This is a genomic window from Syntrophotaleaceae bacterium (assembly GCA_041390365.1).
GTDB lineage: Bacteria > Desulfobacterota > Desulfuromonadia > Desulfuromonadales > Syntrophotaleaceae > JAWKQB01.
Genome location: JAWKQB010000003.1, coordinates 714,231 through 734,747 on the forward strand (window position 1 = coordinate 714,231; position 20,517 = coordinate 734,747).

13 protein-coding genes are annotated in these 20,517 nt (G+C 53.1%); 6 read left to right on the top strand and 7 right to left on the bottom strand.

Going from position 1 to position 20,517, the window contains the following annotated elements:
• Nucleotides 1-97: 97 nt before the first annotated feature.
• Nucleotides 98-2,095 (top strand): excinuclease ABC subunit UvrB, encoded by a 1,998-nt coding sequence (gene uvrB / locus R2940_15610; GenBank protein MEZ4601216.1) that lies wholly within the window; start codon nucleotides 98-100, stop codon nucleotides 2,093-2,095.
• Between the two features lie 54 nt (nucleotides 2,096-2,149).
• Here uvrB and R2940_15615 read toward each other — a convergent pair whose 3' ends face one another.
• From R2940_15615 to R2940_15645, 7 genes are all read right to left on the bottom strand, one after another.
• The gene (locus tag R2940_15615) at nucleotides 2,150-5,014 is read right to left on the bottom strand and encodes a DEAD/DEAH box helicase family protein (protein ID MEZ4601217.1); all 2,865 of its coding nucleotides are present in this window, start codon (nucleotides 5,012-5,014) and stop codon (nucleotides 2,150-2,152) included.
• 191 nt (nucleotides 5,015-5,205) lie between these two features.
• Nucleotides 5,206-6,864 (bottom strand): putative DNA binding domain-containing protein, encoded by a 1,659-nt coding sequence (locus R2940_15620; protein MEZ4601218.1) that lies wholly within the window; start codon nucleotides 6,862-6,864, stop codon nucleotides 5,206-5,208.
• Nucleotides 6,861-7,859: a hypothetical protein gene (locus tag R2940_15625; protein MEZ4601219.1), complete on the bottom strand. Its 999-nt coding sequence runs from the start codon at nucleotides 7,857-7,859 to the stop codon at nucleotides 6,861-6,863. The genes R2940_15620 and R2940_15625 overlap by 4 nt, the downstream gene beginning before the upstream one ends.
• Nucleotides 7,856-9,187, bottom strand: a complete 1,332-nt coding sequence (locus tag R2940_15630; GenBank protein MEZ4601220.1) for a restriction endonuclease subunit S — start codon at nucleotides 9,185-9,187, stop codon at nucleotides 7,856-7,858. The genes R2940_15625 and R2940_15630 overlap by 4 nt, the downstream gene beginning before the upstream one ends.
• 32 nt (nucleotides 9,188-9,219) lie before the next feature.
• On the bottom strand, nucleotides 9,220-11,013 hold the full coding sequence (locus R2940_15635; protein MEZ4601221.1) for a class I SAM-dependent DNA methyltransferase: 1,794 nt from the start codon (nucleotides 11,011-11,013) through the stop codon (nucleotides 9,220-9,222).
• Between the two features lie 665 nt (nucleotides 11,014-11,678).
• The gene (locus R2940_15640) at nucleotides 11,679-12,404 is read right to left on the bottom strand and encodes a L,D-transpeptidase family protein (protein ID MEZ4601222.1); all 726 of its coding nucleotides are present in this window, start codon (nucleotides 12,402-12,404) and stop codon (nucleotides 11,679-11,681) included.
• 19 nt (nucleotides 12,405-12,423) lie between these two features.
• Nucleotides 12,424-13,659, bottom strand: coding sequence for a dicarboxylate/amino acid:cation symporter (locus R2940_15645; protein ID MEZ4601223.1), 1,236 nt, complete (start codon nucleotides 13,657-13,659; stop codon nucleotides 12,424-12,426).
• A 285-nt stretch (nucleotides 13,660-13,944) separates the two neighbouring features.
• Here R2940_15645 and R2940_15650 point away from each other — a divergent pair, with 285 nt between their 5' ends.
• From R2940_15650 to R2940_15670, 5 genes are all read left to right on the top strand, one after another.
• A complete protein-coding gene (locus tag R2940_15650) occupies nucleotides 13,945-14,661 on the top strand; it encodes a hypothetical protein (protein ID MEZ4601224.1) in 717 nt (238 codons plus the stop codon).
• Between the two features lie 58 nt (nucleotides 14,662-14,719).
• The gene (locus R2940_15655) at nucleotides 14,720-15,229 is read left to right on the top strand and encodes a hypothetical protein (GenBank protein MEZ4601225.1); all 510 of its coding nucleotides are present in this window, start codon (nucleotides 14,720-14,722) and stop codon (nucleotides 15,227-15,229) included.
• A gap of 25 nt (nucleotides 15,230-15,254) precedes the next feature.
• Nucleotides 15,255-16,424 carry a serine/threonine-protein kinase gene (locus R2940_15660; protein ID MEZ4601226.1) on the top strand — a complete coding sequence of 390 codons (1,170 nt, stop codon included), beginning with the start codon at nucleotides 15,255-15,257 and terminating at the stop codon, nucleotides 16,422-16,424.
• 89 nt (nucleotides 16,425-16,513) lie between these two features.
• Nucleotides 16,514-19,669, top strand: coding sequence for a hypothetical protein (locus R2940_15665; GenBank protein MEZ4601227.1), 3,156 nt, complete (start codon nucleotides 16,514-16,516; stop codon nucleotides 19,667-19,669).
• Nucleotides 19,670-19,709: 40 nt separating this feature from the next.
• Nucleotides 19,710-20,459: a hypothetical protein gene (locus R2940_15670; GenBank protein MEZ4601228.1), complete on the top strand. Its 750-nt coding sequence runs from the start codon at nucleotides 19,710-19,712 to the stop codon at nucleotides 20,457-20,459.
• Nucleotides 20,460-20,517: the final 58 nt, after the last annotated feature.

Sequence of the window (20,517 nt, forward strand, 5' to 3'; positions counted from 1 at the left end):
GAGTTTTTAATTCATTAGAGTCCGCCTGTCAATAAAAACTCTCTCCTGCCATTCCACGCATTGCCTGGCAGCGGCCGTCTGCCCTACAATAAGTCCCATGGCCAGATTCGAAATCAAATCCGATTATTTTCCCCGCGGCGACCAGCCCCAGGCCATCGACGAACTCGTGGCCGGAATTCAGCGAGGGGACACCCACCAGGTGCTGCTCGGAGTCACCGGCAGCGGCAAGACCTTTACCATGGCCAATGTGGTGGCGCGGGTGCAGCGTCCGACCCTGGTGCTGGCCCACAACAAGACCCTGGCCGCCCAGCTCTATGGTGAATTCAAGGAGCTCTTTCCCCACAACGCCGTTGAGTACTTCGTTTCCTACTACGACTACTACCAGCCCGAAGCCTACGTTCCCACCACGGACACCTACATCGAAAAAGACTCCTCCATCAACGAGGAGATCGACAAGCTGCGTCACAGTGCCACCCGCAGCCTGCTCTCCCGGCGGGACGTGCTGATCGTCGCTTCGGTTTCCTGCATCTACGGCCTCGGTTCGCCGGAAGCCTACTACGGCATGCTGATCCGCCTTGAGGAGGGGCAGGAACTGGAGCGGAACGACCTGCTCAAGCGGCTGGTGGAGATCCAGTACACCCGCAACGACGTCGATTTCCACCGCGGCTCCTTCCGGGTGAGGGGCGATACGGTGGAGGTTTTTCCTGCCTATGAGGAGAAACGCGCCCTGCGCATCGAGTTTTTCGGCGACGAGATCGAGACGATCAGCGAAATCGATCCGATCCGGGGGCGGGTCGTCGATCGCATCGAACGGACGGCGATTTTTCCCGCAAGTCACTATGTCGCCACCCGACCGACCCTCGACCGGGCGATCAAGGAGATTCAGGAAGAATTGAGGGAGCGGCTGGTCTGGTTTCGCGAACGGAACATGCTGCTCGAGGCCCAGCGTCTCGAACAGCGGACCCTGTTCGACATCGAGATGATGGAGGAGATGGGCTATTGCCAGGGGATCGAGAATTATTCCCGTTTTCTGGACGGCCGTCTGCCCGGACAGCCGCCGGCCACCCTGTTCGACTATTTCCCGGAAGACGCCCTGATGTTCATCGACGAAAGCCATGTCTCCGTCAGTCAGGTCGGGGCCATGTACCGGGGCGACCGCTCGCGTAAGGAGACACTCGTCAATTACGGCTTCCGCCTGCCGTCGGCCCTTGACAACAGACCCATGAAATTCGAGGAATTCGAGGCCAAAGGGATCCAGACCGTCTACGTTTCGGCCACGCCGGCGGACTATGAACTGACCAGGGCCGAAGGGGTGGTGGTCGAGCAGATCGTGCGCCCCACGGGCCTGGTCGACCCTCCCATCGAGGTGCGGTCTGCCCGGGACCAGGTCGACGACCTGATCCATGAAATTCGAGCGGAGGTCAAGAGGGGCTACAGGATTCTGGTCACCACCCTGACCAAGCGCATGGCCGAGGAACTGACAAAATACCTTGAGGAGCTGCGCATCCGCGTACGCTACCTCCACTCGGATATCGATACCGTGCAGCGCATGGAGATCATTCGCGACTTGCGTCAGGGGGTGTTCGACGTGCTGGTTGGTATCAACCTGCTGCGGGAGGGCCTCGATATCCCGGAAGTGAGCCTGGTGGCAATTCTGGACGCCGACAAGGAAGGCTTTCTCCGTTCGGAACGGTCGCTGATCCAGACCTGCGGCCGGGCCGCGCGGAATGTCGACGGGCGGGTGATCATGTATGGCGATCAGATCACCCGATCGATGCGGGCCTGCATCGAGGAGACCGAAAGGCGCCGCGCAGCCCAGCTGGAGTACAATGAAAAGCACGGCATCACGCCGCAGACGGTGAAGAAATCGCTGCGGTCGATCCTGGAGGATATTGCCGAGAAGGATTACGTGGAGTTGCCGTTGGCGGCCGAGGAGCAGGAGGAGTATTTGACCCCCCGCCAGTTGCATGAACAGATCGCCCGCCTCAAGACCGAGATGCTGCAAGCAGCCGCCGCATTGGAATTCGAAAAGGCCGCCGAACTGCGCGACCGGATGCTGGTGCTGGAGAAGCAGGAACTGGCGCTGCGGGGCTGACAGCCGCGAGAAAAAGCGTTTGAATGACCTTATAATAGGCTGCGGCTTGAAGAATCAAGAAGTAATATCTTTAAGTTTAATATAAACCTTTTTCAGCATCCACTCCTTTACAAGTCCGCCAAATGCATTGTCTTCGACAATTTTTTCAAATATTTCCTGATTTTGATCCATTCTTTCAATCAGCTTGCTTAAGAATTGGTCTTCGAATGCATACTTAAAGGTGTCGATTTTATTGGCTTGTGCCTGTGTTTTCAAGGTTTCGTCCAGTACAAGTTCGGCTTCAATCTGATCGAAAAAGAGTTTGTCAGCTTGCTCGAAATTGGTGCCGAACCTTTCGTTCAAAATGTCGATAATTTCAGACAGCACGGCCTTCTCTTCCATTGACCTCTTGATCCCTGCTTCTGATAGCCCATCAAGTTCACCAACTTCATCCTTCTGCAGCTCAATGCTGCCATCTGAGATCTTCTGGAGGCGGTAATACTCCAGGGCAACCTCATCATCGAGCCGCAAGGTTTCCGCCAAATCCTTTTTCGGCAGTTTGGTTTGAAGCAGTTTTGCATAGGCGTAAAACTTCTCAAAATCCGGCTCAGTAAAGGGCATTATCTGGGCCAGGAAAGAATAGAGATTGGTCCAGGTTCGAAGACTTTTCTTAAATTCGTCCTTTTCGTCCTCCTTCTCAATAGCCCTGAATCTATCAACCGCAGGGTCAATGTACGCATACAAGTAGGACTGATCCTTGGCCGTCAGCCTTCGACTATCCTTGAAATAAACCCTTGCAAAAGCTTCAATTTCCGACTGCCAGTAGATCTGCTTTTCGTCCAGTTTTCCTTTCAGATCGTAAAGGTGATTCGGGTCGGGCTCGGACGCAACCGTGGTTATTTCATAGTACGGCTGGAATGAAGAGAGAATAGTTTCCCGGTCGTTGACGAAATCCAGAACAAAGGTGTCATCCTTGCCGGGACAGGTTCGATTCAGCCGGGATAGCGTCTGGACAGCCTTTACACCGGACAGCTTTTTGTCCACATACATGGTGTGCAACAGGGGTTGATCGAATCCGGTCTGATATTTGTCCGCGACAATCAGGATTTTGTATTCATCCTTCGCAAAAATTTCCGGCAGCTCCCGTTCGCCGTACCCTGTCAGAGATGGCTCGGCAACGCCCTCGGGGAAGTCATCGTCAACAACCCTTCCGGAAAAAGCTACCAGCACCTTGATGTCTGTGTATTCCCTGGCTTTGATATATCGGTTGAACTCGTCATAGTATCGCTTGGCGTGGAGCCTCGAACCGGTCACCAGCATGGCCTTGGCTCTGCCGCCGATTTTCTTGGCAACAACCTGGCGGAAATGCTCAACGATAACCTCGGTCTTTTGGGCAAGATTATGCGGATGCAGCGACACATATTTGCCTATCGCCTGCGCCGCCTTCTTTTTGTTGAGCAGGGGGTCGTCCTCAATGGCCTTGGTCAGTTTGAAGTACAGGTCATAGGTCGTATAGTTTTTCAGGACATCGAGAATGAACCCCTCCTCAATCGCCTGGCGCATGGAGTAAAGGTGAAAGGGCTGCGGTTTGTCCTCGGTGCCCGGAGTGCCGAACACGGCGAGGGTCTTGTGTTTTGGTGTGGCGGTAAAAGCAAAAAAAGAGATATTCCGTTGCCTGCCCCTGGCGGCGCATGATTTTTCTACTTCGGCGTTGATTGCGTCTTCATCGTCAAAATCGTCCTGCTCATCCTCAACCGCTGCATCAAGCGATCTGGAAGAAAGCACCTCCTTCATTTTCTTGCTTGCCTCGCCCCCTTGCGAACTGTGGGCTTCATCAATGATGACGGCATACTTCCTGTCCGGCAAATCCTCCACCTTCTCAATTACAAAAGGAAACTTCTGCAGGGTGGTGATGATGATGTGCGTTCCGTAGCCGATCGCAGCGGCAAGCTGAGAACTGTCCTTGTCAACTTTCTGCACTACCCCGGTTTTATGCTCGAACTGGTAGATGGTGTTCTGGAGCTGGTTATCAAGCACTTTCCTATCGGTCACCACGATGAGGCTATCGAAAATCCGCTCATCCCTTTCGTTGTGCAGACTGGAAAGTCGGTAGGCCAGCCAGGCGATTGAGTTGCTCTTGCCGGAGCCGGCGGAGTGCTGAATCAGGTAGTTCTTGCCGGCACCAGTGGCCTTGGCGTCGCTGGTCAGCTTCCGGACGGAATCAAGCTGATGATAGCGGGGGAAGATCATCTTCTCGCTCTTCTTCACTACCCCGTCGAATTCATACGCCTCGGTTTGCAGATGAATGAAGCGCTGGATGATGTCCAGCCAGCTATCCCTGGTCAATACTTCTTCCCAAAGGTAGGAGGTCTTGTAACCACTTGGATTTGCAGGATTCCCTTTGCCGTTGCCGCACCCCTTGTTGAACGGTAGCCAATAGGTTCTGTTCCCATCCAGCCGGGTCGTCATGTACACTTCGTCGGGATCGACGGCGAAGTGGACCAGGGCTCTCTTCTTGAACGCAAACAACAACTCCCGGTTGTCCCGGTCCCGAGCATACTGTCGCTTGGCGTTGCCGGCTGTCTGGCCGGTGAAATGGTTCTTCAGTTCCAATGTGGCAACAGGCAGGCCGTTGAGCGACAGCGCCAGATCGACCGAATTCCGGCTCTTGTCGCTGTAGTAGAGCTGGCGGGTTATCTTCAGGCTGTTTTGGCCATAGAGCTTCAAAGTATCCGGGTTCAGGCCAGACTCCGGCTTGAAAAAAGCCATCTGGAAACGGATGCCGTAATCCACAAAGCCGTTACGCAGCACATCCAGTGCACCGCGCAGATCAAGTTCCTTGTACAGGCGCTGGATGATGCGGTGCGGGCAGTCGGCGCCATGCACGGCTTCAAGCTTCGTCCACTTTTCCGCCTGGGTTGACCGGATGAAGTCGATCACGTCGGCCTTGAACATCCCCAGTTCAACGCTGTAGTCACCGGCGCACCCCTGGGCATAGCCCCCCCGGGCAACCAGACTTTCGACGATGGCGGTTTCAAAGGTCTTTTCCGTGCGGATATCGCTCATGCGCGTGGGTTCCTTGTCGATGAAGCGCGTTATGCGGATGTCTAAAAATGTCTAAAAATGTCTAGCTAGTTGGCCTTAGACATTTTCCAAACCTTGCCCTCTGGATGGATAAGCCCTTTGTTTTTAAGCTGTTGCAGAATGTTCTTGATTTTATTCTTTTTCTGCTCTTCGTCCAAAACATCGGGAAGTTTGTCTAACAGAACCCTTTCAAAATCGACTTTTTTCCCCTCTCCGAACTCGTTCAGATAATCGATAATAACCTTCCTGCAATAATCGTCATCAATGCCGCGCTGCCTGATGTAGGCGCTTCGGTCGCCTGTCGCCTTGGCCACGGTCGCGGAGATGTGGAAGTTTGGCTTTCTTCCCTCGATCAGTCCCTTTCCCTTCAACAGCTTGATTTCGTCATGGGTCAGGGGACGGTTCTTTGCCACCTTGTCGAGGAGAATGATCTCTTCCAGGCGCAAATCCGGAAGGTTCGCGAGTTTTCGTGCATAGCTCATGTCGAGCACTTTGCCGACAATGGTAACTTTCACCTGGTCCGGCTTGAGCTCGTATTCCGGCAGGGGAAAATACTTCTTCCGCTGCAACAGGAACATCCTCTTGATGCCGCTGCCAATGGTATCGATCATGTTGAGGTTCACCATTGCATCGGCGAGAAACTTGTTGCGATAGTACGGCGACGGAGCGTCTGAGAAAAGGACTTCGTTGATGCTATGCGGAATGAAGGCGCCGGGATTGCTGAAGGTCAGGTAGCCATCCTCCCGTTCAACGACGGTTATTTTCCCGCCGAGAGAGTAGTCCTGGTGGGCGATGCAATTGTTCAGCGCCTCTCGGATGATATACGGCTCGTATTGATCCACTTCATCCGGGAAAAGGGTACCGTCGGGAAGATAGCGATACTTCAGGTTGCGGATTTTACCGTACACGGCCTCCGTAGAGAGAATCAGCGGACAGCTGAAATGCTGGTAGTCCTTTTCGATGTTGTCCCGGTCCTTCAAGATCCAGGTAATCTTGCAGGTCGCCGGACTGATAAAATGCTCCGCTTCCTCTTTGCCCAGCAGGATTATGGCCGCGCGGGTTATCTTGCCTTTGATGCAGACCTTTGCTTTGTTCAAGAAAGTCAGATCATCCCAGCCGTCTATCTCTTCGGCTAATTTGGGGTTCTTTGTCTTGTACGCCGACCGGGCTTTAAGGATGCCATCCGGTGACAGGTCGTCCAGCGTTGCGCCATGACAGATGACGGCACTCCAGTCCCTATCCGGACCGTGGCTGCGGATGCGTTCGATCTCTTCCAGGTTGAGGGGCGAGAGGGATTCGCCGTCGCGGCCGTAGTAATGGCCATCCCAGGCGATGGGGATTCCCTTGGGTGCGGCCGGAATCTGGAACATGAGCACCCGGCCCTCGGGGAGTTTCAACTCGTGGATCTCCACGAAGGTAATGCGGTTCGTCGTCTTGTCGGCAATCTCCTTTTTCAGGGATTCAAGGGCTCTGCCGTCTGCCCTGTAGTTGCTGCCGACAATTCGGCGGGTCTTGTCATGAATGCCAAAGACAAGCCAGGCATGCTTGATTGCTTTCAGATTGGCTTCGTTGGCAAGGGCGCTGAAATATTTGCCGATTTTTTCGAAGGAGTAGTCGTTTCTGGCTTCCTTGAACTCGACGACTTCATTTTCGGACGTCATGCTACTGAGTTCATGAAGTTTGTTGATGAGAGCGCCAGTTTTCATTCGCCAACCTCACCAGCAGTTTTCAGCTCCCGCAGATACCTGGCGTAAGCGATTTCCTTCAGTATTGCTTTCACTTTCTGCTTGTCTCGGTCGGTGAGCTCGCCTCTGATTTCTCCTGCAGGATAGCATTCACGCATAAACTCCGTGTCGCGCTTGAAGGTCTCTTCGGCGATCTCTGCCAGCCTTTCGGGAAGTTCGAGATCGGTTATTTCAAAAGTGTCCGGGCTGAAATAGCGGACCGAAGGTTTGTTGTATTCGTTGTGCTCTCGCCCCTGGAAACAGGGATGCCCCTTGATGGATGGCCAGTAGATTCCGAAGAACTCCGACTTCCCGGACTTGTACACCTTGGCGATTTGCAAGCTGCCGCCTACTTCCCGAATGGACGAATCGAGAGCGACATCCCGCAGGACCCGTAATGGTTCCATGTCGAGTTTTGAGTCAACAAGATCCTCGTCCAGCAGGATCGACTTGAATCTTTTCCTTGCCTCCTCCTCGATGTCGATCGCCGCACCTCCCATAAAAGTATAGAAGCGGGTTTTGTTGGCATCATTGGTAAGCTCATCAAAGAGAAAGCCTTCCGCATCCTGTGAATAATACAACTTCCAGATGCGGAAAGAGTTCGACTGCCAGCACCAGCCGCCAAACAGGAATCGGGCGCTGCCGCGCAGTTCGTGGATGTTGTTGCTTCGGATTTCGGAGACGACCGTTTTGATGAGGCTAGTGAAGAGTTCGGAAACGTGGTTGAGAATCTCGGAAATGCTTGTTTCAGGATTTTCCAGCTGTTTGTTGAACTGCAAGGACGAAACGAGATTGAGGATCAAGGGGTAAGCTCGTCCGGTCTCCCCGGCAAAGCAGAGCAGGCAATCCTTGCGGGGGAGTTCAAATAGCTTGATGCCGTGGTCCCATTTTTCGCCGCCGGTCAGGGTGCTGTCGGTGGCGAAGACAAGCTCATCCGTGTTGTTGATCTGCCGTACCCATGCGGTGCAAAGCGTCATGTTGCCACCTCGTCACGAACGTCAATCTTTCCTGTCACAACTTCAGAAATCAGGGTGGTCCGGTATTCCTTGAATAATTCGACCTGTTTTTTAAATTTATCGATAATGGTGGTCAACCGTGCGCATTCGGCTTCTATGTGAGCGCCGATAGAGGTTTGTTCTGCTTCATTTGTTTTTAAAAAAGGCATTTCACTCATCAGCTGCATTGACAATGCGGGCTGTGCAGAGCCTTTTACTTCAATGTCTATGACACCGTTTTGTTTAAGATTTAACAACTGATAATGTATGAATTTCAGATTATAACCATTGCCGATTGTTAATTTCAGGGAGTTGCCAGACACGACAGATGGCTTGTCCAGCTTCGGCAAAATTCCAGACATGCCAAAATTTGCCCCTATTTTCGCAATAACAATGTCATTTTCAACACATTCACTTCGTTTTATGGTCTCAAAATGTTCTTCTGTAATTGTTTTGAATTCTTTGTGTTGATTAAAACAGCCAGAGGTGATGTAGCCACTGTCAATAACATAAACACCGCCATTGTTGACAAAATGCTCTGTCTTCAAATTGGAACCGAACGGCCCATCAACGAAAGAATTTTTAACCTCAGCTTTTACATACTTCAACCGCTTCACCTCCCAATGCTCGGGAATATCCCCAAGCCAGTCAACGCCGGAAGGTTTGGTCTTTACCTTTGGATCAAGCCCCTTGGTAACCGCATGGTTGATGATCGTGGCTTTCTCTTCCTCGTAGAGCGCAATCAGCTTTTCCTTATTGGCTATAAGCTGGTCGATCTCGGCAGTTTTGCGGTCGAGGAATGTGGCGATGGCGGTTTGTTCGGCAGTATCTGCTAATGGGAATAAGAAATTTTTCAGGACCTCAAAATTAAGACCTTCTCTACCGCTCCCTGTCTGGTCGACATCAATTTGCTTCTGCCCCACATCGGACCGAAGCAGATAATACAAATACTTTGTGCCTATTGCGGAAGCTGGACGTATGATGCATACATGCTGATTGACGTTTGCTTCCTCTAAAGAACCATCAGAAAAATAGCAACGTCCGATTGACGCGCCTGTAATATTCAAGAGCACATCACCATCCATGACCTTGCTATTTTGCATTTCGTCATGGATTTCTTGCGAAATATAAGCAACATCGTCCAATTTAAGTCCATTGAAATGAATGTTTTGGCTTCTCAGTAGCGGGATGCCATCAAGTTGATAAGCATTGGCTCCGCCTTTGGGTGTCACGCCGCTGCCGACCTTTGAAACTACAAGCTTCAGCCTCTTTACATCCCACCCCTCCGGAATCTCCCCAATCCATTCCACCCCGGAATCCTTGTACCTCTCGTATCGCCGGATCACAGCAGCACCTGCTTTTCAAGCTCCAGCGTCTCTTCTTCCAGCTTCAGGATATCGGCCTTGATGGCATCCAGCGATCGGAGCGGCTTGAACTCGTAAAAATACTTGGTGAAATTGATCTCATAACCCACCTTGGTCTTACTCTCGTCAATCCAGGCATCGGGAACATGGGGTTTCACTTCCCGCTCGAAGTATTCCTCAATGGTTTGCTTCACCAGCTTGCCGTTAGCATCCTTGCGCAAAAAAGGAATGTTCTCAAAATCCCGCAAGCTCGAATCGGCCTTCGGCTGGCCGTTGCGCCCCTTGACGATCTTCCCCTTGGCGTCCCGCTCCGGGCGCTCCACGGTCACACGCCAGAAGCCGAAGAAGTCGTTGGGATAAATCCTGCTGAACTCGTTTTCCTGAAAGTCACAGTAGATGTTGGTGATAAATCCAATCCCCCTACCGGTGCCGTTTTCCGGAATTTCCTTCCGCTTGTTTCCCAGACTGCGCGGCATCTTTCGCCAGAAGCGGTTTTCCGTGATGGCAGGATTCTCCTCGTCCTTGGTTCCAGTGGCGTTGACCAGGTGGATTTTTCCCTTGCGCTCCTTTTCCTTGTGGTTGGTCAGTATCCAGATATAGGTGGAGATGCCGGTGTTGTAGAAAAGCTGGTCCGGCAGGGCGATGATCGCCTCCAGCCAGTCGTTTTCGATGATCCATTTGCGGATCTCGCTTTCGCCGCCCCCGGCTTGTCCGGTAAAAAGGGGCGAGCCGTTGAAGACGATGCCGATCCGGCTGCCGTCCGGCTTCATCTTGGAGATCATGTGCTGCAGAAAGAGGAGCGACCCGTCATTGATGCGCGGCAGACCGGCCCCGAACCGTCCGGCGAACCCCTTTTTCTCGGCCTCGGCCTTGATGATCTTTTCCGCCTTCTTCCAGTCCACGCCGAAGGGGGGGTTGGAGAGCATGTAGTCGAATCGCTCACCCTCCAGACCATCGACCGTAAAAGTATTGCCGATCTTTACGTTGGCCGGGTTCTGTCCCTTGATCAGCATGTCCGATTTGCAGATGGCGTAGGATTCCGGATTGATTTCCTGCCCGAACACCTCAAGTTTGGCCTTGGGGTTCAGCTTCAACAGGTACTCTTCGGCAACGGAGAGCATCCCGCCCGTGCCGCATGCCGGGTCGTACAAGGTCTTGACGATCCCTTCCCTGGTGAGGATGTCGTTATCGCTCTTGAACAGCAGGTTCACCATCAGCTTGATGACTTCGCGAGGGGTAAAGTGCTCGCCTGCGGTTTCATTGGAAGCCTCAGCGAACCTCCGGATCAATTCCTCGAATACGTAGCCCATCTCCATGGTTGAGATGTTCTTCAGGTCGATCTTGGCAAACTCTTCCACCACCTTGAACAGCAAGTCGGTGTGCGGATCGTCCATGCGTGAGATGTGGTCGTCAAAGCTGAAATACTCGACGATCTCACGGGCGCCGGCGGAAAAACCGTTGATGTAGTTGCGCAGATTGGCCGCCACATTGGCCGGGTCGGCTTTGATCTTGGCGAAATCGAATTTGCTGCGGTTGTGAAAGTTGAGTTTGGCGACCCTGTTCAGGGTCAGGTCTTTGGCACTGTCGGAGAGCTTTTCAACCTTCGGCAGGTAATCCAGCACCGCCTGCTTGGTGGGGGCAAGAACACAGTCCAGACGCCTGAGAACGGTCATCGGCAAAATGACCTTGCCATAGTCGGACTGCTTATAATCACCGCGCAACAAATCCGCGACACTCCAGATTTTGTTGGCCATTGCTTTAAAGTCAACCATTTATGTGACTCCTAAAAACAGGCTTCGGATTCTGGTCATAATTAGGCATAGTCGCGAGAGTTTTCCCCGCTGGAAATTGATCAGGCTTTGCTCGACCTAAGCTGAGGACGTGCCAAGTAAAATCTTCCACCCATTAAATATGTAATTGAGAGGGACGCCGGCCCGGGCTTTGTCGAGCGGTCGGCAATTTCATCTTCACCGTTTGCATCGGGCAGCAAGGCGCGGCGTTGTGATTAGGCGAGAGGTGAGAGATAAGCGGTAGAGGTAAGCTCTTGCGCGTCAAGGAGGCGAAGGGACGTATTTTTTGATTTTGCCCATTCTACAAAAAAAGCCGCCCACACCTCATCGGCGTCGAGCGGGCTCATCGATCCTTTCTGCTTATTTGCCAACCCCACATCTCACCCTCTGGGCATCAATTAAATTGAGAACTTAACATACCTTCACCGATCAAGCATGTCAACGCTCGAACTTAGGCAGGACGAACTTGCCGCAATATACGAACGCCCTGGCAAAAGGGCCAACGATGAAGGTCATGGGGTCCGCTGACAGGTAAAGCAAGTCAAGGGAAGTTCATGATGGCCACGGCGATTGGGCCAACTTGAAGGGCATACAAGCCGAGATGGCGCCTAGGAGCGAACGACGAGAAAAGCCGCAAAGAGGTATCATTATGGAGTGATATGCGGCAGCGCCCCCATCGAACCCAGGACGACCAGCGGTTCAGCCGCCGGGTCCAGCCAGCCGAGCAGCTTCAGCAAGTCCTTTTCAGCCAAGGCTACGCAACCCGCCGTGGGGATGTCCTCACCCCGCCGCACGTGAATGAAGATGGCGCTTCCGGCTCCCGGAACGACAGGGTCAGTGTTGTACTCGATGATGATGCCGACCTTGTAGCAGTCGTCCTCCCGTTTCATCAGTTCATAGGAAGCCGCCGCGGTCTCCCCTCTGCGAACCCAGCGGTTGTAGTCGGGGGCGGCGTCGTCGTCCACCCAGACATCCTCGACTCCGGCCTGGCGGTAAGGCATTCGGGTGTCGACCTGCGGAGCATAACCGAAGGTGCGTTTCAGGGGGAAAACGCCCGATGGCGTCCTGCCGTCCCCCTCCTTTTTCTCTCCGGGAGGAGCAAAGCCCTTCCTGCCGATCAGTACGGGCAGCGGCGGAGAAACCTCCTGCCAGAGGTTGCCTGACTTTTCCAAAACATGCATCCGACCCCGGGTTCCGGCAGCATTTTCGTTCGTCACCAGCAGGACCTGGCTTGTCTCGGTCGGCAGGTTTGCCAGAGAGGACTGGGTCCATTGCGGCGCGGCTTTCTGCTTCGGCAAAGCGCAGGACGCGGAAACCAGGCAGATCAGCAGGAGGGCCGCCCAAACCGGGAGTTTTCCAATTTTTTGTTTCATCTTTTCTTGCCCTTCCCCCTCATCCTTGTGATTCCATCCATCCCTTTCCCCCCAGTATCCGGGCGGCCAGCATGCTGGTGACGTTGTCCCCCGTGGCGTTGATCATGGTCGCGGGGGCATCCACCAGGGTGCCGATCATCGTGATCAGCGGGAAGGCTTCGGGGGGAAATCCGTACAGGGACAAAATCAAAAGCTCGCCGATGGTGCCGCCGCCGGGAATGCCGCTGACCACCGCGCCCGTCAGAAGCGCGATGCCCAGGGCGGTGAGAATCGGTTCGAGTCCGGTAAAGGGGATCTGAAAGACCCCGAAGAGAAAAGCGATTTTCAGAACGGCGGCGAGACAGGACCCTTCCATGTGGATGCTTGCGCCGACGGGTATGATCACTTCGCTGATCTCCCGGGGCACGCCGATCTTGTCCGCCGCCTGCAGATTGGCGGGGATGGTCGCCATGGAACTGCCGGTGGCCAGCGCGGTCAGAGAGGGCGGAATGATGTACCACCAGAACCTTTTCATGCCTTTGATTCTACCGGCGAGGAAGGCGTAAAGGGTAAAGGCGACGACGAAATAGAGCAGGGCGGTCGGATAGTAGACGGCCATGGCGCGGGCGTAGGAGCCGAGCATCTCCGGACCGAATACCCCGACCAGATAGGCGAAATAGGCTCCCAGGCCGATCGGAGCGTAATACATGATGAAGGAAACCAGTTTCAGCATCACCTCGTTGGCGGAGGCGAGAAGCTTGGCAAAGGTTTTTCCCTTTTCGCCCACGGCGGAGGTGGCCAGGCCGGTCAGCATCGAAAATACGATCAGCGCCAGCATGTTGTTTTTCGAAACCAGCTGAGGAAAATCGGTGACGGTAAAGGCCCGGACGATCTGCTCGGATACCTTGAGATTGTCCACATCCACCGTTGCCGGCAAGGGGATGCCGATCCCGGCAGCGGGGGGAAAGAGGACGACGACGGCAATCATGACCGCCGAGGCGACAAGGCCGGTTGCCACAAACAGCAGGAGCATCAGCGAGAGGATCCTGCCCAGCCGTTTGGGGTTGGACATTCCGGCAACGGCGGACGCAATGGAAAAGAAAACCAGAGGTACGATGACGGTAAAGAGCAGATTCAGGAATATATCGCCCAGCGGCTTGAAGGCTTCGGCATCCTTCCCCAGGAAGATGCCTAGGGAAGCGCCGATAATCATGGAGAGGACCAGAAGCAGGGAAAATCCGTAGGATTGCAGGAAAGGAGGCAATTGTCTTTTCATGGAATCATGTCACCGGAAAATTGTTTGGAAGGCTCGACGTCAGAATCGGATGGAATGCTACCATTATTCCCGGCAGGGATGGAAGGAGTGTTTTCAGGTCTCTTTTGGGAAATGGCGGACAGTGGTTTGTCCCTTTTGGAGAAAGTGAAAAATCTTAGCTTAATCCCATAAAATGGATTGACGGTGGGGATTTGAAAGGTTAAAAACAAGTTTAATTAAATGTCTTCCAGGGAGAGGTCTGGCCGGTGAATTGACCGCCCGCTTTTTTGTTTAAACAGGTTTTGTATGGGTAGGGACAAAAAAACAAGGTTTCCTGAAACACAGTGGTCTCTGGTAAAGAGGGCGGGAGGGTCTGATGAAATCATAAGGCAAGAGGCGCTTTCCGAACTTCTTCATACCTATCGGCCCGGGCTTCTCAATTTTTTGATAAAGGCACGCGGATTACCGGCGGATTTCGCGGAAGACCTCCTGCAGGGGTTTATAGCCGATAAGGTATTAAAAAGCGATCTTGCCCGATATGCGGATCAGGGACGCGGCAAATTCCGAAATTTCATCCTTAAATCCCTTAATAATTATACGGCGACTAAGCTATCGCGGAGAGCCTCTCGTGAAAATAACGAACTGGAGTTCGACGAGTCGGTACATACCTTAATCCCCGGAGCAGAGGTGGTGGATCTGTTTGACCTCGAGTGGATTAAACAGGTAGTGCGCGACGCGGTTAGACTTACGGAAGAAGAGTGCCGTTGCCGTAATCGCACGGAAATATGGGAAATTTTCAGTCGGCGTGTTGTCGATCCGATGTTGTACGGCATAGAACCCATGGACTACCGGGAGATTGTCTCCCGTTTCGGGATTTCCACCCCTCGCCAGGCCATAAATCTTCTGGCCACCGCCAAACGCACATTCACCAGGAATCTTCGCCTGGCCGTCGGGAAATACGCCGGCAAGGGAATAGATATCGAGGACGAGATAGCGGACCTCAGAAAAATTATTCAACGTTGAGACGCAACATCATGTGTTTCCTGGAGTAGTTCTTTACGAATGAATATAGGAAGTCATCATGGGTCAAAAACAAACCAAAGAGCCGGCAACAAGCAAAGACTTGCTGTATGCTTTGCTTGATGTCGAGCACGATGCGAACATTCCCTGGGCCGCAGGGGATTTCAAGGCCATCCTGGAACACCAGCTTCACACCCCTTTAATTTCGGAAAGCGAGCGGTTCGGCGAAATAAGCCGGCAACCGGCGGAGCGGGTTGCCGGCCGGCTCTCCGTTTTGTCCTGCCGGACCTTTCAGGATATTTTACAGCACCCCTCCCCATCCGTTGAAGTTCTGCAATGGATAAAGGATTTTGCCAAAGCCGCGGTTAAAAACGATTCCGATCTCCCCAAAGAGGTCGGGAGGGTGCTCTATATCCTTGCCATATTGAGAGCCCAGGCAACCCACAGAGCCTGCATTACCACAATGCCTCCCCTCGAGATTAAAAACGAAGCTTACCGCAGCCTGACTTTCCCCTGGTTGCCTGACGGAATTCAGAAATTGATCCGTGATTCCCTCCGATGTTTGTGCTGAAAGCCGGTTATGTTGCGAGAACCCAATGAGAAAGATTCTATTGCAGGGACAAATTATTCGGGACACCTATGAAGTGGAGCGCCTCCTGGGAGAAGGCGCCTTTGCCGAGGTTTATCGAGTCAAGCACCGCTTCATGGGGCGTCAGGCCCTGAAGGTTTTCAAGCTCCCAGGGGCCACTGCCGAAGACATCGAACGCGATATCGCCGAAGCTCAGCTCCTTTCCGGTATCAAACATCCCAACATTATCGAGGTCTATGATGCCAATGTCCTCACTACCCTGCGGGGGCAGTTCGCTTATTTCACCATGACATACGTTCCCGGGGGAACCCTGGAACGCTATTGGCGATCTTTTGACCGCGATTTGATGCCGGTCAACCACGCCGTGGAAATTGTCAAACAGGTTTGCCGGGGGCTGGCTGTGGCGCACGCGTGTTCCCCTCCCGTCGTGCATCGGGACATCAAGCCTCAGAACATTCTGATTGGTTTCAACAGCGACGGGCTTCATGTCCGATTAAGCGATTTCGGTCTGGCCAGGACCGTTAATCCTTTGACCTTACTGGTCAGCGCAAAGGGGACATTGGGATTCAAGCCGCCGGAGGCACTGGAAAACGTCGATTCCTGCTCGGCGGACATCTGGGCCATCGGAACGACACTTTATCTGCTGCTGACGGACCAAATGCCCTTTCCCCTGCTTGATGACCGGGACATTGATGATGCCGGCCGCTTCCTGCGGCCGATCCGTCCGCCGAGCCTTTACAATGTCAGTGTCGACGCAGGCCTCGAGTCCTTGATTTATCGTTGCCTTGCAGCAGCGCCTGGCGACCGCTATGCCAATGCCTCCGAGCTTCTGAAGGATCTGGAAAAATGGAAGCCCGGCTACAAGTCCTATTTTGCCTCAATCAGTCAAACAACATCGGGGGAGAAATCCGCCATCTCTGCACGTTCCCGCCATGACCTGAAAAAGGAGGCCCAAGAGGCCCTTAAAGAGGCTATGAACATAGCCCGCGATCCCACCATGCTGATGTCCGCGGCGGATCTTCTTGAGGAGGCGATCAGCAAGGATCCGGCCCTGCGGGATCGCTTTGAATCGCAACTGCAACTATGGCGCAAGGGGATCATGCACGTCTCGACTGCCGACTTGGGGCGTTTCTTCAATAAAACCGGCACTGCGGAGAAGAAATCTCCGAGGACATAAAATTTATCATCATTCGCGCAACATCCGCTGTGGCAAGAAGTAGTAGGTTGTGAGGAGAATAATAGCGGACCGAAAAGGTGAGGCAAATTATGAGTATGGACAATCTCAAACGGTGGCAAAAAAGCGGCGAGGCGGAAAAATGGGTGCAGGATCATGTGGCCGGCTGGACCCATGATGAATGGCAGGGTTTGCTGGATTCGCTTCGGCAGACGGATTATTGGCCGATGGAAGAGTCCGACCTCAGTGAAGCGATCGAATCGCTTCGTAAAAAGCTGAAACGTGCCGCCGACAGCCACCAGGACCTGATCGATAAGGAGCGCAGGGTACTGGTGGACCTGGCGTTTCCTTCCCTTTATCGGCGGAATCTTTTCCGCATCCTGGAATTGTCCATTACGGCGACCGCCGCCGATGTCCGGCGCCGGCAAAAGCGTCAGGAGATGCAGCGCAAATTGGGAATCGACTCCGGACCGGGGAAAGAGCATCCTCTGGCTTTAAATCCCCCCCCTGCAAAAGAAGAGATCAATGCTGCGCTGGATCGCATGAATGAACCGCAGACCCGCTTGCTGGACGAAATTTTCTGGTTCTGGCCGGCTCAAAACGATGGCCCGGATGCTGCCCTGGAGGCCATCGAGCAGGGACGGATCGAGGAGGCCAGATCGCTTTGGACCAACCAGGTGAAACAAGAGCAAAATGCCCGGATCGCCGTTCATAATCTAGCTGTACTGGAACATTTGCAAATCCTGGATAAAGAAAACGAACTCGGAACTTGCGAACGGGAAAAGGATCTTGCGGAATCGCTGGACCAGCGCTGGATGCACCTTTTCCAACAGTGGCAAGGGGTTTGTGAAGGAGAGGAGTTCTGGGATCGGGTCAAAGTGCGGGTTAGAGAACTTAATGACGCCCGTCTGACAACGGGATTCGTGAGGCGCATCCGAAAGACACTGCCGAAAGCCCTGCTCATGATCAATGCCAGGATGGCCTGCAGCGCTGCCGACCGGGGTGATTTGGCCATGGTTCAGCGCTGCCTCGGGCAAATGCAGAGCGGTCCCTGGGGGAGTGACCTGGTTGAGGAAGCCCTTTTGGAGGCTCTCAGACCGAGCCGTGACCATATCAAGGCGATGATCGACCACGCCAAAAGCCGCTGGTCTCATGATCCCGTACACGGCAACCGTTATGTTCGTGAGTTGCATTCCCAAGCCCTTGCTCAACTGGTGGTAATGGACCGGGTATTGACGGAGGGACATTCCGTTCGTACCGGTTTGCACGAGATGGTCGCGAATGCCATGCTGGATGGCCAAGTCGCTTTTGGGAAAAAGACCAATGATTGGACGGAATGTATCGATCTGCTCAATCTGGCACTCGGTTTGGGGATAGGGGAATCGGTTCGAGCGCAATTTGAAGAGAATATTAAAGTTCTGAATGAAAACCAGGAGAGCGCCAACGACTGGTGCAGCCCGGGGTACTGGGATCTGCCCCCGGAGATTCTCGAACGTTTGGAATCCATCCGCCGGATTTCCGCAAGCGGAGATTTCGACAAAGCGATTGAATCGCTGGCGGTTCTCGATCCCGGGATAGGGCAGCCCTTGAAACGCTGCCTGGCCCATTGTCTCAGCATCAAAGGAATCCGGCTGTTTAACGAGGCCATCAGCGAGTACAACACCGAAACCGATGTATTAAAAGCAATTATGAACAGACTTCGTTCAATGAATGAAACAACTTTGGGTTTCACGCTGATGCGCCGTCCGACGCCGGAAACCTCCATGCATATGCTGCCTCCCTGTTTATCCTGCGGCGGGTCCTATTACAACAGTTGGGTGAATTTCAAGTACAAGGACATCCCGCTTTTTATGTGCAGTGCGTGTTCCGCCAAGAATGAACGGCAGATCGAACAGCAGAAGAAAGCATTGAGAGGGAGTATCCATAAGGCATTGGAATACCTGCTTCTGGCCCAGGAAATCGATCCTCATGATCCGGGTATCCAAAGAAATCTCAAAATCATCACTGAAACCGGGAGAAACTTCAATTGCAGCTCTCCAGCAACCAAGAATCTCAAAGAAAGATTGTGCGCTGCAAAATATCGGGAACGCCTTTTGGAAATCGAAACCGTTCCTGAAGACAATATCTGCTTTTTCTGTAGTGATAACCCGGCCGAGCCGGCCTGCCGGCTGACTGTTCCCATGTGCGGCGACAAAAAGCTTGTGGATCTGATTTTCCAGGAGGGATACGAATATCATTATGCCGATGTGATCGTGCCCCGTTGTCAGAGCTGCTGCGACGAGCACCGGCAATACCCGGAACGCGTTCGGCAATGGGAACAGGACCGGTTGGCTGCGGCCGACGACTGCCACTTTCCCTCGCTGCACAGTCAGATGAGTTCCGCTGAAAATATTCACGCCGCGAAGCAGCGGTCGGTTAAGGCATTACGGGAAAAACTGGAAGCCCTGCAATCTTCCAAATCGTCCTTTGAACCTAAATCGAAATGCGAAAAATGCGGCTCCCAAAAATTTTGGAAAGGGCAGGTCTGCCGCCAATGCCATCCCAAGGCTTTTCATCCCGGGTATTACAAAAGGTTTCTCGCGTTGGCGGCATTTTGTTTCGTCGCTGCTGATTTGCTGTTATGGAATTTGCCCTTTCTGGACACTTCGAGTTTCAAACCGGGCGGTTTGCGTGCCGCCATCACCGTTCTTCCTGCCGGCATCCTTTTCCTGATGATGAAATGGCCGCAATGGAAATTGCGGCGCCGCTTGTGGGAGCAGGAGCGGCAGCTTCAAATCCGGCAAAAGGACCGGGAAAAAGCTCAAATGGAAAAAGAGATAGAAAAAGCCTGTCAGGAAGAACAGGCCGCCGCGAGCGCCCTTAGGGATTTGAAACAGAAACTTCAACATGTCAAACAAAAGGCGATTGAGGAATTCGAAAGAAGCCATGCACGTCCGTTACTGCTTGCGAATATCCGGTCTGAAAACGATTTTCTGCAATTTCGCCGGATTTGTGAATTCAGGGAAAAGGGGTGGAAGTTCGGGCGTAGTCCTGCCGAAGAAAAAGATCTCCCGGTTGAGGTAGGTGGGCTCACCAGGGCATCAGTCAAAAAATCCAGCCCGGCACCCGATACGGAAAGAAAGCGGCTTCTTGAATTGATACGGCAAACGGATGACGATGAATTTATCGAATGCCCTGTCTGTAAAGTCCGAAAAAAGGCCAAAAACATGATCCGCCACTATGACAATAACCATAAGACCGGAGTCTGAAAAGCAGATAAATATTTCAGAGTGGAAGAGGAACTTGCCTATGAAGCAACCGAAACGAAAGACCAAAGGCAGATTGAAGCAGAAACCCGATAGTGATTTTCTCAAATCGACTTTTTCCGAGGATCTCAGGCAGGCGCTTCATTTTTCCGAGTTTCGCATTGAGTTGCCGGTGATTATCCCGGAGCAATGCGGACCGGTCGCGAAGACTGTTCAGGATCCTGTTTCACCGTCGTCAGCTCAGGGCTCGCCCGAAATTCTTCCCGACCGGCTCGTTGCCGAGATCGGTACCTGTTTGTGGTATCTCAAAACCAGGTTTTTTAAACAGAAGTGGGACAGCGACGATACCAGCGATGACGATCCGCGGGTACGAAGGGCGCTGGGCCGGCTGATGAAGGGGATCGATGCTCTAAGACATGGAAATGTGGAGATTCAGGACCCTACCGGTAAGCGCTATCCCCAAGGGGGGGAGCACATGATGAAACCGATTCAATTGCAGCCCACGCCCGGATTGACCTTCGAGAGGGTTTCGGAAACAGTTCTTCCGATTATCTATCGCGACAACCGGCTAATCCAGCGTGGCGAGGTTTTTGTTTCAACCCCCGAAGTGTTGAAAACCGGGACAGAAGAGAGCGAGGAGAAAAAGGGAAACAGAGAGTCGTTCAAAGCATCCGGATCCCGGAAGTCGCGGGCATCTGGAAATACCGGGATGGGACCCGAAGAAGGCCACGACCATGAAACGGCTGATTTGACCGGGTCTGCCGAGGAGTTCTCTGGCGGGGAAGAGCAGTAATACAACGAATGACATGGTCGACCGGTAACGTGAAATATTAAAAAAATTGTGATTTAAC

Excerpts from the sequence above, each read along its gene's own strand:
- uvrB (MEZ4601216.1), top strand. The coding sequence starts at position 98 with ATGGCCAGATTCGAAATCAAATCCGATTATTTTCCCCGCGGCGACCAG.
- R2940_15620 (MEZ4601218.1), bottom strand. The coding sequence starts at position 6,864 with ATGAAAACTGGCGCTCTCATCAACAAACTTCATGAACTCAGTAGCATG.
- R2940_15625 (MEZ4601219.1), bottom strand. The coding sequence starts at position 7,859 with ATGACGCTTTGCACCGCATGGGTACGGCAGATCAACAACACGGATGAG.
- R2940_15635 (MEZ4601221.1), bottom strand. The coding sequence starts at position 11,013 with ATGGTTGACTTTAAAGCAATGGCCAACAAAATCTGGAGTGTCGCGGAT.
- R2940_15640 (MEZ4601222.1), bottom strand. The coding sequence starts at position 12,404 with ATGAAACAAAAAATTGGAAAACTCCCGGTTTGGGCGGCCCTCCTGCTG.
- R2940_15645 (MEZ4601223.1), bottom strand. The coding sequence starts at position 13,659 with ATGAAAAGACAATTGCCTCCTTTCCTGCAATCCTACGGATTTTCCCTG.
- R2940_15650 (MEZ4601224.1), top strand. The coding sequence starts at position 13,945 with ATGGGTAGGGACAAAAAAACAAGGTTTCCTGAAACACAGTGGTCTCTG.
- R2940_15655 (MEZ4601225.1), top strand. The coding sequence starts at position 14,720 with ATGGGTCAAAAACAAACCAAAGAGCCGGCAACAAGCAAAGACTTGCTG.
- R2940_15660 (MEZ4601226.1), top strand. The coding sequence starts at position 15,255 with ATGAGAAAGATTCTATTGCAGGGACAAATTATTCGGGACACCTATGAA.
- R2940_15665 (MEZ4601227.1), top strand. The coding sequence starts at position 16,514 with ATGAGTATGGACAATCTCAAACGGTGGCAAAAAAGCGGCGAGGCGGAA.
- R2940_15670 (MEZ4601228.1), top strand. The coding sequence starts at position 19,710 with ATGAAGCAACCGAAACGAAAGACCAAAGGCAGATTGAAGCAGAAACCC.